The organism is Solimonas terrae (genome assembly GCF_011067135.1).
In the GTDB taxonomy this organism is placed as follows: Bacteria; Pseudomonadota; Gammaproteobacteria; order Nevskiales; family Nevskiaceae; genus Solimonas; species Solimonas terrae.
The window spans coordinates 179,601-195,752 of the sequence record NZ_JAAMOW010000003.1 but is presented as its reverse complement, the minus strand read 5'-3'; the positions used below and the strand labels follow the sequence as shown (position 1 = coordinate 195,752).

General features: G+C 67.1%; 8 protein-coding genes and 1 tRNA gene. 3 read left to right on the top strand and 6 right to left on the bottom strand.

All coding sequences use genetic code 11. The features are described 5' to 3' along the window. Positions 1-6: 6 nt before the first annotated feature. From G7Y85_RS06865 to G7Y85_RS06855, 3 genes are all read right to left on the bottom strand, one after another. Entirely contained in the window at positions 7-3,393 is a 3,387-nt protein-coding gene (locus G7Y85_RS06865; protein ID WP_166253921.1) for a UvrD-helicase domain-containing protein, read from the bottom strand. Then, a complete protein-coding gene (locus tag G7Y85_RS06860) occupies positions 3,390-6,110 on the bottom strand; it encodes a PD-(D/E)XK nuclease family protein (RefSeq protein ID WP_166253917.1) in 2,721 nt (906 codons plus the stop codon). The genes G7Y85_RS06865 and G7Y85_RS06860 overlap by 4 nt, the downstream gene beginning before the upstream one ends. Before the next feature lie 116 nt (positions 6,111-6,226). Further along, a tRNA-Ala gene (locus G7Y85_RS06855) sits at positions 6,227-6,302 on the bottom strand. 290 nt (positions 6,303-6,592) lie between these two features. Between G7Y85_RS06855 and G7Y85_RS06850 the strand changes: the two genes are divergently transcribed. After that, positions 6,593-6,832, top strand: coding sequence for a PA3496 family putative envelope integrity protein (locus tag G7Y85_RS06850; protein WP_166253912.1), 240 nt, complete (start codon positions 6,593-6,595; stop codon positions 6,830-6,832). A gap of 14 nt (positions 6,833-6,846) precedes the next feature. Here G7Y85_RS06850 and G7Y85_RS06845 read toward each other — a convergent pair whose 3' ends face one another. From G7Y85_RS06845 to G7Y85_RS06835, 3 genes are all read right to left on the bottom strand, one after another. Next, a complete protein-coding gene (locus G7Y85_RS06845; RefSeq protein WP_166253909.1) occupies positions 6,847-7,581 on the bottom strand; it encodes an LOG family protein in 735 nt (244 codons plus the stop codon). Positions 7,582-7,659: 78 nt separating this feature from the next. After that, positions 7,660-9,900, bottom strand: coding sequence for a DUF1631 family protein (locus G7Y85_RS06840; RefSeq protein WP_166253906.1), 2,241 nt, complete (start codon positions 9,898-9,900; stop codon positions 7,660-7,662). Between the two features lie 237 nt (positions 9,901-10,137). Beyond that, complete coding sequence (locus G7Y85_RS06835) at positions 10,138-10,698, bottom strand: HNH endonuclease (protein ID WP_166253903.1); 561 nt, start codon at positions 10,696-10,698, stop codon at positions 10,138-10,140. A 246-nt stretch (positions 10,699-10,944) separates the two neighbouring features. On the opposite strand from G7Y85_RS06835, the gene clpB reads away from it, so the two are divergent. Together clpB and G7Y85_RS06825 are read left to right on the top strand one after the other, a co-directional pair. Beyond that, positions 10,945-13,542, top strand: coding sequence for an ATP-dependent chaperone ClpB (gene clpB / locus G7Y85_RS06830; RefSeq protein ID WP_166253900.1), 2,598 nt, complete (start codon positions 10,945-10,947; stop codon positions 13,540-13,542). Positions 13,543-13,670: 128 nt separating this feature from the next. Continuing rightward, positions 13,671-16,109 (top strand): TonB-dependent receptor, encoded by a 2,439-nt coding sequence (locus G7Y85_RS06825; protein ID WP_166253897.1) that lies wholly within the window; start codon positions 13,671-13,673, stop codon positions 16,107-16,109. Positions 16,110-16,152: the final 43 nt, after the last annotated feature.

Genomic DNA, 16,152 nt, shown 5'->3' with positions numbered 1-16,152 from the left:
ACGGCCTTACAGATCGAGCACCTGCCAGCGCCGTGCGGCATCGTCGATCAGCGGCAGATACAGCGCCGCCCGCACCGGCTGTGGCCCGTAGCGCCGCAGGACGGCGGCATAGCCGCACAGCTGCGCTTCGTAGCGGCGCCGCTCTTCGTCGAGGAAGCCCTGCAGATCGCCGCCTTCGTGGCGGCTGGTCTTGAAGTCGACGATCCAGCGCGTACCGTCGGCATCGATGAAGCTGCGATCGATCTTGAACTGCCGCGGCACACCGTCGACCAGCGCCGTCAGTGCCCATTCACTGCGCGCCTGACGATGCGCCGGATCGAACAGCCAGCGGCCGCGTGCATCGTCGAGCAGGCTGCGCATGGCGCGGTGCACCAGTGTCGACGCCGCTTCGCAGCGCGCGCGCGGCACGCCGGCCTGCCAGAGCTCGTCCGGCAGGCGCTCGGCCAGCGCCGCGAGACGCGTCCTGTCCCAGGCCTCCAGGCCGTCGCGCGCCAGACGTTCGGCCCAGCGATGAAACACGGTGCCGGTCGCGCGCGCGATCTCGCCGGCCCATTCGAATCGCGGTGCCGCTGCAATCGCCGCCGATGCCTCGGCGCTCAAGCCTTGCGGAAGTGTCGGCGCCGTCCAGCCCGCCACGAAACGACGCAGTGGCGGCGGCGCCATGCGTTCGTCGGCGAGCGACGCTGAGGGCGCCGGCTGCGGCGGCGCCCGGTCGGCAGCCGCCCGGACAAAGCGCGCCTCGACCGCCGGCCACAGTCGCGCCAGCAAACTGCTTGGTGCCGGCGGCCTGGGTACACCCTCATCGTCGAGACCGACGGCGCCGAGCAGGTGCAGGCGTCGCCGTGCGCGCGTCGCGGCGACATAGAGCAGACGTCCGTCTTCGAAACGCTGCTTGTCGGTCTCCAGTTGACGGATGAAGTCGTAGGTCGGATCGACCTGATCGCCGCGCGCCTGGATCGGCGCGAGGACCAGTTGCGCGTCGCCGGCCAGGCCGGCGCGACGGCTGAACACGATCGGCGGCGGCGTGTCGCTGCGCGTCCGGCGGCCGAGTCCCGGCACGATCACGGTGTCGAACTCGAGACCCTTGGCCTTGTGGATCGTCATCAGGCTGAGTCGCCCGTCCACCAGCGGATCGGCCGTTGCCTTCAGATTGCGCAAGGCCAGATCCAGCGCGTCGAGATCGTCCAGTCCGGCGCCCCGCGCCAGCGATTCCAGCTTGGCGAAGAACTGCTGCGCGTCGACCAGATCACGCGCTTCCCGCACTGCGGCCGGTCCGCCGAGCGCCAGCCACGCCGACTCGATCCAGCGTCGCAGCGGCTTGCGGCCCTGCTGCGCGAGTGTCGCCTCAAGCACTGCCATCGTCCTCGTCAGGCGCGCACGGCCATCGCCACTGGTGCGCGCCCTGCGCGCCTCGTCACGCAGGGAATCAAGCAACGGCGCGTCGCGCGACAGACCATCGCTGAGCACGAGCAGGTCGGCCAGACGCAAGCCGCACCAGGGCGCGCGCAGGATCGCCAGCCAGGCGACGCGATCCATCGGCTGCAACAAGGCGCGCGTCAAGGCACGCAGGTCCTCGATCACCGGCCGGCTCGACAGGCTTTCCAGATCGACCGCCTGATAGCGCAGGCCGGCGCTGCGCAGCGCCGGCATCAGCTCGTCGAGATGCGTGCGGCTGCGCACCAGCACCGCGATGCTGCCGTCGGCCTGCTCGGCGCGCGCCTGCGCGATCAGCCCGACCACCTCGCGCGCTTCGGCGCGGGCGTCGTTGTCGAAACGCGGATGCACGCAGACCGCCGCCTGCACTTCGGCTTCGCGCGTCGCAATCGCCGCGCTGTACGGCACGGCGCTGCGTCCGGCGTCCTCCTGCGCGGGCAGAACCTGCGCGAACGCCGCATTCACCCAGTCGACGACACCGGCTCTCGACCGGAAATTGCACTGCAGCTGCAGGGTCTGCAACTGCAGCTGGGCGATGCCGTTCCGGCGCGCGCGCAGATACAGGCCGACGTCAGCCTCGCGGAAGCGGTAAATGCTCTGCATCGGATCGCCGACCACGAACAGGCTGCGGCCATCGCCGGCCTGCCAACCCGCGGTGAGCCGTTTCAGCAGTTCGTACTGCGTGCCGGAGGTGTCCTGGAATTCGTCGACGAGCAGATGGCGAATGCGGTAGTCGAAGGCCAGCGCCAGCTCGCTCGGCGCCTCGTCGCCGCCGAGCGCGTCCACCGCCTTGGCCGCGACTTCCGCGAAATCGACCTGGCCGTGCGCTGCGAACACCACACGCAGCTGTGCCGCCGCGAGCCGCAGTACGTCGAGCAGTGCCTGCAGCACCCGCCATTGCGCATCGTCGTAGGCAGCCGCCGGCAGTCTGCGCAAATCCTGCAGCCGTTCGAGCAGACCGGCTTGTGAGGACAGCGCGGCAATCAACTCCAGGTGCGCGTCGCGCGGCGGATCGAGCTGTTCCTTTTCGAGCCTGGTCTTGCCGGCCGGGAATCCGACATTCTTGTCGAGCCGTTTGCGCCAGCCGTCGGTGCGGGTCAATACCAGATCGAGCAAGGCAAGCCAGCGCGGCAGCTGCGCCGCCGTCGCCGGCGGCCAGACCCCATCGCGCAGCGCGTGCAGATCGAGCGTCGGCTGCTCGGCAAGCCGCTGCGCCGACGCATGCGCCGCGGACGCAAGCCAGGCCGTACGGTCCGCGCTCGCGATTGCCGCATCGGCCTCCAGCAACGCGCTGCCGACGACCTCCTGCAGCGCGGCTTCCAGCTCGGCGCGCGCCTGGCGTCCACCCTCGGTGGCGAAATGCAGCCACTGATCGCGCCGCCCGAGCAGCGCAACCAGCTGATCCTCGAGCAGCGCCGTGCGATTGTCGAAATGTCGCAACACGCAGACCAGCGCATCGCGATACGGCGTCTGCGCTTCCAGTGCATCGAGCGTGGCGCGCGCCGCTTCGCGATACAGCGGCTCGGCCTCGTCGGCAATCTGCACGCGCCCGCCAAAACCGGCAGTCAGCGGCATCTGCTGCGTGATCTGCATGCACAGCGCATCGATCGTCATCACGCGCAGGCGCTGCGGATTGTCCTCCAGCTGCCAGCCGCGACTGCGCGACCGCGCCAGCGCCGCGCTCGCCAGCTGCCAGGTCTGCGCCTTGTGCGCGTCTTCGGGCGCGACTGCATTCGCGGCATCGCGAATCGCGCGAAACACGCGCGCGCGCATTTCCGCCGCCGCCTTGCGCGTGAACGTGATCGCGACGATTTCCTCGGGTTCATCGGCCGTCGCCAGCAACACCAGCAGGCGCTGGGTCAGCAGCTCGGTCTTGCCGGAACCCGCGGGCGCCTGAACGATGAAGCTGCCGCGCGGATCGAGCGCGCGGGCGCGGGCCGCAGCATCGGCGATGCTCATGTCGCAACCTCCTCGCCGTCGTCCAGCGAGACCTGTTCGCGGATGCGGCAGATCGCGTGCAGGCCGCAGTCCTGGCAGCTCTGCCGCGGATGCTTGGGCGTGACGGCGGCCCAGCCATCGCGCACTTCCGTCGCCAGCGTCGCCAGCACGCCGCGCCACTGGCCATGCAGTGCGTCCCAGCTCGCGACGGCGCGCATCGCCTTGTCGTCGTGGTAGGCGAGGATGCCCGGACCGTAGCGATTATCGTCGGCGATGCCCTGCAACCCGATATCGCCGACGCTGAGGCGCGCGAAAGCCAGTGCGCCGACCTGCGCTTCGGTCAGGGCATACAGCAGCAGTTGCGGGTCTTCCGGGCGGCCGTCGGCCCAGGGTGGCGGCTTGCGAGCGCCGGTCTTGTAGTCGAGCACGATGCGACGGTCGTGCTCGTCGGCATCGACGCGATCGGCACGCAGACGCAGGCGCAGGCCCTCGAACTCGCGCACGGTTTCCGTCGCATCGGCGGCGGCCGGATCGCGGCCCTCCAGCGACAGCACGCGAAACGGCGCGCGCGCGCGTTCGACGCTGAGCCACGCGCGGATCAGCTCGCGCAGACGTTGCGCCTCGAGTTCACGCATCACCGGCTGCAGACGCTGTGGTGCCTTGCGCTGCAGTTCACCGAGTGCGGCGTCGACCGCTTCGCCGATCTGCCCCTGCAATTCGTCTTCGGCCAACGCCTGCAGCGTCGCCTGTTCGCGCCAGACCGACCACAAGCGCTCGAGCACGGCGTGCACGAGATTGCCGCGATCGTAGGCCTGCAAGCCATGGGCCGGCACTTCCAGGGCGCGTACCGCGAGACGGTGCAGCGTGTAACCGCGAAACGGGCAGCGCGCCTGATCACCGAGCACGCGGGTCCCGCCGCTGAGCACGACACCCGCTGCCGGCGGCGGTGCGCTGGCATCGTCGATCGATTCATCGACGGCCGCCGCCGCACTCTGTCGCCAGCTCTGCGGCAAGGCATCGACGTCCAGGGCTTCGACCGCGTCAAGCCAGGGCGCGAGCAAGGGACTGGGCGACCGTTCGCGGCCGTCTTCGCCGCGCGCGTAGCTGAGCACCAGCGCGCCGGCGCGGCGACACCAGCCATCGAGCTGCGCCTGCGCATAGGCCAGTTCGCGCTCCGCGCTCGCATGCGGCAAGCCCCGCGCGCGCTGCAGCGCATGCGGCACGAACGGATGCGGGCGACTGGCGGCGGGAAACCGCTCATCGTCGACCCCGGTAACCCAGAGCGCATCGAACGACAGCCCCTGCGCTTCGAGCTGGCCCATCACCTGCACCCGGGTATCGCCGGACTGCGGCTGGAACAGCGTGCGTTCCGTCAGTTCGCGCAAGGCCGCGACCGCGGCCGACAGCGGAATCCGGCCGAGCACACGCTCGACGCGACCGAAGTCGACCAGCACTTCGCGCCAGCGCGCGAGGATCTGGAATTCCTCGCTGTCGATCGCGCGCGGCCCGGGCCAGCCGGCTGCATCGAGAAAATTCGTGAAGGTCTCGTTCCACTCGGCCGGCGTCTGTCGCCGCGACGGCAGCAGGTTCGCGAGCTCGCGCCAGCGCGCCTGCAGCGCCGGCGGCGACCATGACAGCAGCGTTGCCAGATCCAGCTGCAGGCAGCCTTCGCGGCGCAGCCGGGCATCAAGCGCCGCACGCTGCAGCCGTTCTTCTTCGCCTGCTCCCCAATTGCCGGCGCACAGCAGCGCACTGCCGGCGGCCGAGTCGAGACCGACCGATGCCAGCTGCAGCAGGCGCAAGGCAGTCTGCACGAGACCGCAGTCGGCAAGCGGCGTGCCCAGCGTCAGGTTGTACGGCCGCGCCGGGCTGTGCACATCCGGCGCATCGAATTGCGGACACAGCACCTCGTCGAACGCGCGTTGTACGGCCGCGCGCCGTGCACGCAGATCGGCGACCACCACGGCGACATGCGCGCGCGGATCCGCCTGCGTTCGCGCCAGCGCCCACTGCGCGGCCGCGCGCAACTCCAGTGCGTCGTCGGCCGCCACGACAAAGCGCGGCCGCACCGGCGCAGCCGCGTCGTCCAGCCGATGCAGACTCACGCCGCGTGCCGCAAGCGCGCCGATCCAGTCCGCGAGCCGCGGCGATATCGATTCGAAGCCGACCAGTACCAGCCCTGCCGGCACGGCCAGCGCACCACGCTGCAGCGATGCCAGGGTTCGCTGCTCTGCGAGTTCGCGGTCGATGGCGCCGACGCGATCAAGCTGGCGCCGATAGGCCGCTGCCCACTGATTGAAGCGTTCGACATCGAGCTGACCGCGCGCCTCGAGTGGCAGGTTCAGGCGATATTCGTGACACAGGCTCCAGGCTTCGGCCGCCAGTTGTGCCGCGTCGGCGGCACGCAGCAAGGGTTCGCCGGAGCGCGATTCGTCGACACAGATTCGCCACAGCAAGCGGGCTTCGGGGTCGCCCAGCACCGGCAGCGCGTCGTGATCGGCGGCGGCCGCACCCAGGTTTTCGACAAAGCTGCCGAAACCGGCAATCTCCGGCGTTTCCCAGACCTCGGCACCTGCCGCAAGCTGCGCGTGCGCAAAGGCCTGCTGCAGCGCCTGTGCCTGACGATGACTGGCGCACAGCACGCTCGGCCGGCTGCCGTCGCTGGCCGCGAGACGCGCGAACAATTCGTCGGTACGGCAGCCGGGCACGGCCGACAGCGGGGCGGAGATCGATTCCATGCGAGACCGAAGTATCGCCCAGCGGCGGGCTCAGATCGCGAGCCCGACATGCCGGCAGCAAACCGTCGGCCACAAAAAACCCGGAATCGCGAACGATTCCGGGCCCATGTTTCGTATGGTGGAGCGAAAGGGGATCGAACCCTCGACCTCCGCATTGCGAACGCGGCGCTCTCCCAGCTGAGCTATCGCCCCACACGAGGACGCGTATTCTACTGATCGGCTGTCAAAACACCAGCACCTTCGCGGGCGAGCGCGGCGGCGCTGAATGCGGGGGTCTCGGGCCGGCACTGCCGAGCCGCAGTGCCGGATGCGCGCGGCGCATGTGCAATTTGCGCGGCAGTTCACCTAGGGTCGCCGGGGATGCATTCAAGGCCTTGATTTTCAAAGGCGTATCACGCCCTCTTTTCGTCGCAAAAAAACCCTGCTAAAAACGCGCGCCAAGTGACCCCGATTTGTTCCGCAGGCTTGATGTCGAGACTGGTATGCCGCGCAAAGCTAAGAAACAGGCCCCACAAGCTGAAGCCAGCAAGAGCTATGACGAGTTCGTCGACGACGACGAAGCGGTCGACGACGACAGCATCCCGGCTGAAGAGGAATCGCACGCTTCGCTGAAGTCACGCGATTGGCGCGACGTCGAGAAGCTGCAGGAAGAGCGTCGTCTGCGCAATCTGATTGCCGACGACCTGGATTTCGATCTCGACGATCGCAAACGCCGCAACTGAGGCGGCTGCAAGGCTCAGCGCAGGCCTTCGGATTCGGGCGGATGCGGCCGCAGTTCGGCACGCAGGATCTCGAAGGCCGCATCGACGTCGTCGCAGTAGCGAAACAGCGAAACGTCTTCCGGTGAAATCAGGCCGCGCTCGGCGAGACGCGGAAAATCGACCAGTCCCTCCCAGAACTCCCGTCCGTACAACAGGATCGGAATGTTCACGACCTTGCCGGTCTGCATCAGCGTCAGCAGTTCGAACAGCTCGTCGAGCGTGCCGAATCCACCGGGAAAGAACACCGCACCGCGCGCCAGCTTGACCAGCCAGAACTTGCGCATGAAGAAATAGTGGAACTGGTAGGCGTGCGCATCGTCGACGTACGGATTCAGATGCTGCTCGAACGGCAGTGAAATATTGAGCCCGACGTTGAGCTGCGAATCGACACGCGCACCTCCGGCATGAGCCGCCTCCATGATGCCGGGACCGCCGCCGGTGCAGACGAAGAAGCGTTCGCGCAGCTCATGCGCGTCGTGCGTCCATGCCGCCAGCTTCTCGGCGAGATTTGCCGCCTCTGCATACCAGTCACGGCCGTCGCTGCCCTGCCCGGCCCGCACCCGCGCGGAACCGAAGAACGCCACGGTATTGCGCACGTCCGTCTGGCGAAAACGTCGTTCGGGTTCGACGTATTCGCAGAGGATGCGCACGCCACGCGCCGCATCGCTCATCAGGAATTCGTTGTTCTTGTAGGCCTTGACCGGCGACACGTGGGGCTAGTCCTCGCAGTGACGCGCGAGCAGCGGCGCGTGTGGCTTCAGGCGGGGCGCGAGGCCCCGCGGTGGCACTCAGGTCTGCGCCCAGACCACCGGACCCGCCGGCTCGGGCGTGATCGGCAGGGTTGCGATCCTGGCGATGGCGTTCTGCAACTCGGGCGCCGGGTCGATCGCGACGATCCGCCCGGCGCACAGCTCGGTGGCGAACACTGCGGTCCGCAACTTGAGAAAGCGCGGTTCCATGTAGTGACCCAGCAGCACCGAATGCTGCGCCGGATAGTAGGCCTTGACCCGCACCCAGTGCTTGGTCTGCGTGCTCGCATCGAGCACCGTGAACCAGCCGTCGGGCAGCAACACGATCGACAGCAGACCGAGCAGCTCCTCTTCAGGCGTGATCCGCGGCGCAGCCGGCACTGCAGCCTCGACCAGCACCTCGGTCGCGCCAGCCTCGTCCTGCACACCATCCTCGGCAGCGGCTGCATGGACCGACGCGACTGACGCCGCCGGAACCGGTGAAGGTTCGAGATAAGCCTCAAGCAGGCCCGCAACGACTTCTTCGAGCTTTTCTTGCGAAAAGCCGACTTCGGAGAGGCGATTGGTCACGGCCGCCGCGATCTCCGCCTCTTCATGCACGCGTTCGTCGGCCGCCATCAGCGGCACGTGGTCGAAGCTCTGCAGCACCCGTTCGACCAGCGCCATCGTCGCATTCCAGGCGTGGCCCTCGATGCCGTCGCGAATGTAGTCGACGCACAGGCGCGGCCCGAAGCCCGACAGCATCAGGCGCATCGCGCCCGGCGCCAGACGGCGCTCGCCGACGCGCATCTTCAGTTCGTGCGCAACGATGCGCCGCACTCGCTCGATCTGCTGGCGATTGCGGTTCTTCTGCGTCCGCTCCTGCTCGCGCAGGAACTCGTCCGCGACGTCCTCATTGAGCGGCTCGCTCGCCGCCCGCTTCAGGCGCGCCGGATCGAGCTGGAAAGTGCGCGCGACCTCTTCGACCAGGCTTTGCAGTTCCTCGAAGGCCTGGTCCGGCACCTTGGCGCCGCCGGCACCGAGTTGCAGCGCCAGTTCATACAGACTGTTGCTGGCACGCCGCGCCGGGTGGCCGGCATCGGCGAAGAACTGCGGATCGGACAGCGCAGCCTTCATCACCGGCATCTGCAGGCGCGCGAGCAGCGGCTTCATCGCTTCCGGCAGTCGCGGATCGTTGTAGTAACCATCGAACATCCGGGCGACCAGCCCGACATTCTGCGGCGGCAGCCAGGCCGGCGCCTGCGGCTGCTGTCCCTGCGCATACGACTGCAGGATGTGCGAGATGTCGTGTGCGAGCCAGGAATCGTCGTAGTTCGGCGGCGGACCGCCGGCGTTCTGGCTGCCATAGGCCGGCCCGTATGCCGGCCACGATGCCGGATAACCGGCACCGGCAGACGCCGGTGCGCCATAGCCGGCTGGACCACTCCAGCGGGGCGCGGACGATGATGCGGCTGCGCCGCCCATGAATTGCGAGAATCGCCCGGCATCGACGCCATTTGCCCAGGCCGGCGCACCCGATGCACCTGCGCCGGACGCGCCATCGGCGCCGGCAAACGCGGCCGCCGCCGGGTTGCGCCGCGGAGCAGTCGCGGCGGTTTCCTTGGGTTCGACGCCGTGCCCGGCAAGCAGGTGGTTGGCGCCCATGAACACTTCGGACATGCGACCGACGACGACGCGGTCGAACAGCTTGTAGATCACCAGCTTGATCGGAAAATCGACCTGCAGATCGTGCACCGAATCCTGGAACGCGCGAATGATCCGAGCCGGCGACATCGCCTCCGGCGAAAACCCGCCGCCGCTCATGTCGGCCAGCCGCGCGAGGCGCCGCTGCAGCTCGACCAGCTCATGCGAATGCAGGGAGGTCGCCTTGGTCTCCATGTTGGCGACCGCGATCCGCTCCTCCAGCTGGTCGCCGTCCTGCAACGACCACTGCGACATGTCGCTCAGATCGCCATACGGATTGCTCGCGACAGCTGCCTGTTCGCCGATCTGGGACAGGGCGCCTTCCAGCGAATTCTGAAACGCCTTGATGATCTGCGCGCGCTGCACGCGGACGATGCGCATGGTGTCGAGATACAGGCGCTGCTCGTCGCTGGACTGCGCTTTCTCGGCCGAGTCGAACAGGATGTCGTCGGCTTTCTCGAACATCGTGCGCAACTGGTCGCCAAGCACGGTGACGGCCATTTCATGCAGGGCCTGCACGATGGGATTGCGCGCGTCGACCTTCGCTCCGGCCGGCAGAGGCGCCGCAATGTCATTGGCAGTTTTAGCCATGCTCATACCCGTACGCCGCCCACAACCGCCAACACGCGGAAACAGCTCCGTATCGCGGTGCAGTCAAGATCCTTGGCATCCAATATGCGGCGCCAGGCGCCGCTTCCCGCCCCTTTACACCGGCCCCCGCCGGCACGTCCGTTACCACCTGCGCTTCATGCTGTGTCCGCCGCCCGCGCAGCTGCAGAATATCAGGAAATTCAGTACGCAAATCGCCGTCCGCGAAAACATTTCTCGGGGGCGTCAGGCGCGCCGACGCCGATTGGCGTGCGCCAGCAGGAATTCCATCTGGTCGGCCAGGATCCGCCGGTTCGACAGGATCAGGTACTCGGCCAGATTCGGGATGTACGGCACCGCCAGCAGCCGCATATTGGCTTCTTCAGGCGTGCGATCATCCTTGCGCTGGTTGCAGTGCCGGCATGCCGTCACGCAGTTTTCCCAGACCGACGCGCCGCCGCGCGATGCCGGCATGACGTGGTCGCGGGTCAGCAAATGCGCCGCAAATTGCTGGCCGCAATACAGGCAGAGATTGCGGTCACGCTGAAACAGGGTGCGATTGGTCAGCAAGGGCACACCGCGCGCGTGGCGCCGGGAACGGTCGGCGACCGCGATGATCGAGCCGATCCGGCAGCTCGACTGCAGTCCGGTGCGGGCATTGATGCCACCGCGGATCAGAAAGCGCTCGTCACCCGCTTCCCAGCGCACAAGTTCCCGTGCATAGAGCGTCACCGCCGTATGCCAGTGAATCCAGGAAACCGGCAGACCGCCGGAATCCACTTTCAGGATGGCTGGAATATTGTCCATCGCTCGCGCGTATTGACCTGCAGCAATGCTGCGGCGACTACACCGTGAAAAGATGACGATCTGAAGACGATAGCCTGCCGGCGCCTGGACGGCAAGGCTTTCGCCTCAGTGACTTAGCGCCGATTGCTGCAGTCCGCGGCAGCCTGGCGCCGGCAGCGCGGCGACGCTTCCGGCCGCTTGAAAGCGAGGCCGGCGCCCGCAGTTTGTGAGCATCTCAATTTTGGAAGCATCCGAGGATCCACACCCATGCGCATGGACAAACTGACCAGCCGATTCCAGCAGGCGCTTGCCGATGCCCAGTCGCTCGCGGTCGGCCGCGATCATCCGGCGATCGAACCCGCGCATCTGCTGCAGGCTCTCCTCGACCAGGACGGCGGCTCGACTCAGCCTTTGCTGCAGAACGCCGGCCTCAACATCGATCTGCTGCGTTCGAAACTCGCACGTGTCATCGACGAACTGCCCAAGCTCGCCAATGCCACCGGCGAGGTCAATGTCTCGACCGATCTTGCCAGGCTGCTGAACCTGACGGACAAGCTCGCCCAGCAGAAGAAGGACCAGTTCATCTCGACCGAGTTGTTCGTGCTCGCCGCGACCGACGACAAGAGCGCGGTCGGCGAGGCGCTGCGTGCGGCAGGCGCGCGCAAGGAACTGCTCGACAAGGCGATCGACGCGGTGCGCGGCGGCGCCAAGGTCGATTCAGCGAACGCCGAGGAGAATCGCCAGGCACTCGAGAAATACACGATCGACCTGACGGCGCGCGCGCAGGCCGGCAAGCTCGATCCGGTGATCGGTCGCGACGAGGAAATCCGTCGCGTGATCCAGGTGCTGAGCCGGCGCACCAAGAACAATCCGGCGCTGATCGGCGAACCTGGTGTCGGCAAGACCGCAATCGCCGAGGGCCTTGCGCAGCGCATCGTCAACGGCGAAGTGCCGGAGTCCCTGAAGAGCAAACGCCTGCTGTCGCTCGATCTCGGCTCGCTGATCGCCGGCGCCAAGTTCCGCGGCGAATTCGAGGAGCGACTGAAGGCCGTGCTCGGCGACCTGTCCAAGCACAACGGTCAGGTGATCCTGTTCATCGACGAGATTCACACGCTGGTCGGCGCCGGCAAGGCCGAGGGCGCGATGGACGCCGGCAACATGCTCAAGCCGGCGCTGGCGCGCGGCGAGCTGCATTGCGTCGGCGCGACCACGCTCGACGAGTACCGCAAGTACATCGAAAAGGACGCGGCGCTGGAACGGCGCTTCCAGAAGGTGCTGGTCGGCGAGCCCAGCGTCGAGGACACGATCGCGATCCTGCGCGGCCTCAAGGAGCGCTACGAACTGCACCACAAGGTCGACATCACCGACGGCGCATTGATCGCGGCCGCCAAGCTCTCGCATCGCTACATCACCGACCGCAATCTGCCGGACAAGGCGATCGACCTCGTCGACGAAGCCGCGTCGCGCATCTCGATCGAGATCGACTCCAAGCCGGAGGCGCTTGATCGCCTGCATCGGCGCCTGATCCAGTTGAAGATCGAACGCGAGGCCTTGAAGAAGGAAGACGACGAAGGCGCGAAGAAGTCACTCGCGGCGCTCGAAGACGAAATCGGCAAGCTCGAACGCGAATACGCCGATCTCGAAGAGAAGTGGAAAGCCGAGAAGGCGTCGGTCGAAGGCAGCGCCGGCATCAAGGAAGACCTCGATCGCGCGCGCATCGAGCTGGAAGGCGCGCGTCGCGCCGGCGATCTCGCGCGCATGGCCGAACTGCAGTACGGCAAGATTCCCGAGCTCGAGAAGAAGCTCGCGCAGACGCCGACCAGCAGCGCGACGCCGCAGAAGTTCGAGCTGCTGCGCACCAGCGTCGGCGAGGACGAGATCGCCGAGATCGTCGCGCGCTGGACCGGCATTCCGGTGTCCAAGCTGCTCGAGGGCGAACGCGAAAAGCTGCTGCGCATGGAAGAGGCATTGCACCAGCGGGTGATCTCGCAGGACGAGGCGATCGGCGCCGTGTCGAATGCGATCCGCCGTTCGCGCGCCGGCCTGTCCGACCCCAACCGGCCGATCGGCTCGTTCCTGTTCCTCGGCCCGACCGGCGTCGGCAAGACCGAGCTGTGCAAGGCGCTGGCGAATTTCCTGTTCGACACCGAAGAGGCGATGGTGCGTGTCGACATGAGCGAGTTCATGGAACGCCACAGCGTCTCGCGCCTGATCGGCGCGCCGCCGGGCTATGTCGGCTACGACGAGGGCGGCTATCTGACCGAAGCCGTGCGCCGCCGTCCGTACTCGGTGATCCTGCTCGACGAAGTCGAGAAGGCACACCCGGAGGTCTTCAACATCCTGCTGCAGGTGCTCGACGACGGCCGACTGACCGACGGCCAGGGCCGCACCGTCGACTTCCGCAACACCGTGGTGGTGATGACGTCGAATCTCGGCAGCAGTCTGATCCAGGAGATGATGAGCCGCGATGCGGCGACGCGCGGCGACTACGCCGCGATCAAGGAAGCCGTGATGGCCGTGGTCGGCCAGCACTTCCGGCCGGAGTTCATCAACCGTATCGACGAGGCCGTGGTCTTCCACCCGCTGGGCTCCGCGCAGATCCGCTCGATCGCGCGCATCCAGACGCAAAGCGTCGTCAAGCGGCTCGCCGAACGCGGCATCGCGCTGGCGTTTTCGGACGCTGCGCTCGACCGGCTCGCCGAAGCCGGCTTCGATCCGGTCTACGGCGCGCGGCCGCTGAAGCGGGCGATTCAGGCGCTCGTGGAGAATCCGCTGGCGCGGCTGATCCTCGACGGCCACTTCGCGAGCGGCGACCAGGTGCTCGTCGATCTGAAGGACGGCGAGCTGCAGTTCACGCGCAGCTGAGCACCGCCGCCCTGCCGGATGGCGCCTCGCCGGCAGGGCGCATCCGCGGGGCCTCGCAGACCATCGCCCATTTCCTCGCGGCCGCGCGGCGTGCACAATGCCGCGCTGAAAACCGATCCGGAGGGGAAATGACGGTCGACCGCGCGGGACTGGAACGAGCAGCAAAGATCATCATTCGTGCCGCCATCGCGAGCCTCGCCGTCACGGCGACCAGCGCCCATGCCGACGACAGCGACGACAAGTTGCCGTCGGTACTGCCCGAAGTCATCGTCACCGCGCAGAAACTGACCCAGACACTGGAACAGGTGCCGGTATCGGTCGGCACGCTCGACGGTGCTCTGATGGACCAGAGCGGCGCGACCGGCTTTCCCGACCTGCAGGGCTACCTCGGCAACGTCACGCTCAACCTGTCGCCGACCGGCGGCGACTTCTTCATCCGCGGCTTCGGCACGCTGTCGACCAATGCCGGCTTCGAGCCTTCGGTCGGCACCGTCATCGACGGCGTCTTCTACGGCCGGTCGAATTTCCTGTCGGTGTTCTTCAGCGACGACGAGCGCATGGAAGTGCTGCGCGGTCCGCAAGGCACCTTGTTCGGCAAGAACAGCACGGCCGGCGTCTTCAACCTGGTCACGCGCTCGCCGAAGAACATCAACGGCATCGGCGGCGAATTCGTGCTCGGCGAGAACGGCCAGCGCGCGGCGCGGCCGGTGCTCAACGTCGCGTTCGGCGAGCATTGGTCGGCACGCCTGGCCGGCAATTTCTCGCGCGACGACGGCGTGCTGCACAACACCGATCTCGACCGTCCCGAGATCAATGTCGACCAGAACACCCTGCGCGGGCGCCTGCGCTACGACAACGACCGCCTGCGCGCCGATATCGGCGCGTTCTATTCAGAACAACAGCTCAACGCCAACGATTTCCAGCTGATCAAGTCCTCGGCACCGATGCTGGCCCTGATGCGCCAGTACGATCCGGATGTCGAAGCCAATCTCGACTTCAATCTGTCGGCCAACGTGCCGTCGCACGGCGAAACGCATTTCAAGGGCGCCAATGCGACCGTCAACTACGCACTGGACGGCATCGGCAACATCGACCAGTGGGCCCTGACCTCGGTGACCGCCTGGGCGAAGCAGGTCATGGAATCTCGCGACATCGACGGCGATTTCAGCCCGGTGCCGGTGATTCGCGACACGCTCGCGCGCCCGGCACCGTTCTCGCAGTACAGCCAGGAACTGCGCATCGGCGGCCACGACGACAGCATCATGGGCTTCGGCAGCGGCCTGAACTTCATCGTCGGTGTCTACTACTACGACTCCACATTCAACTCCAACGATCTGTTCCAGCTCGAAGACCTCGGTGCCGCGCTCGCCTACCTGACGGCCGCGCAGGCCGGCAATCCGGACGGCAATGCGCTGTTCCGGATCGGCGGGGTGCCGCTGGCCGAAGCCGCCTATCCGGTCGGCCGCCTGGTCGACATCGCCGCGCCCTTGCTGACGCCGGTGATCGGCCAGCGCCAGGCCGCGACCGTGACGCTCGATCAGGAAACCAGCACCGCGGCCCTGTTCGGCCAGATGGAGTATTTCTTCGTCGACGACTGGGCAGTGATCCTCGGCGCCCGCGTCGGCCATGAACACAAGAAGGGCCACTTCACGAGCCAGGCTGAAGGCCTGTTCATTCCGCTGATCGCCGATCAGCAGGATCACGACAGCTATCGCAATCGCAGCGAGAACGAATTCTCCCCGAAGGCGGGCTTCAAGTGGCAGCCGCTGCCGGAAACCAATGTCTATCTGACCTGGACACGCGGCTACAAGAGCGGCGGTTTCAACGCCCTGCCGCTGAACGACAAGAACCTCGAGTTCGATCCGGAACGCGCGACCAGCATCGAACTCGGCGCCAAGGCGCGCTTGCTGCACGGTTCGATGCGCGTCAGCGCTGCGCTGTTCGATACCAACTTCAAGAATCTGCAGGTGTCGACGTTCGCGACCGGCAGCGGCGGTGCGGCGGCGCCGGTGTTTCTCAATGCCGCCAGCGCCCGCTCGCGCGGCGGCGAACTCGAGCTGAACTGGCTGACGCCGCTGCCCGGCGTGGCGTTCTACGGTTCGGCCGGTTACGCCGATGCCTATTACACGCATTACCCGGACGCACCGGCCTGCGCAGTCCCCAGCGAATGCCCGAACACCAATGCCGACGGCACCACGCAGGATCTCAGCGGCCGGCCGTTGGCCAATGCGCCGCGCTGGACCGCCGCGGCAGTGCCCTCGTTCACGACGCTGCTGCCGGGCGGTGCGCTGGCGACGTTCGCGGTCGATGTGCTGTACCGCGGCGATCGCTACGTCGATGTCGATCTGGCCCCGGAAAAATTGCAGCGGGAGACCACCGAGGTCAACGCGCGCATCGTGCTCGGCTCCCGGCGCGGCAACTGGCTGCTGAGTCTGGCTGCGCGCAATCTGACCAAAGAGGTCATCGTCGATCAGGTGCTCGACGAACCGCTGGCGCCGGGCAATTACGCGGCCGCACGCAGCGACCGCGGTCGTGTGCTGTCGGCAAACCTGATCTTCGACATCTAGCGGCAGACGGGCGGCCCCAGCGGAACCAAGACGCGTGATAGGA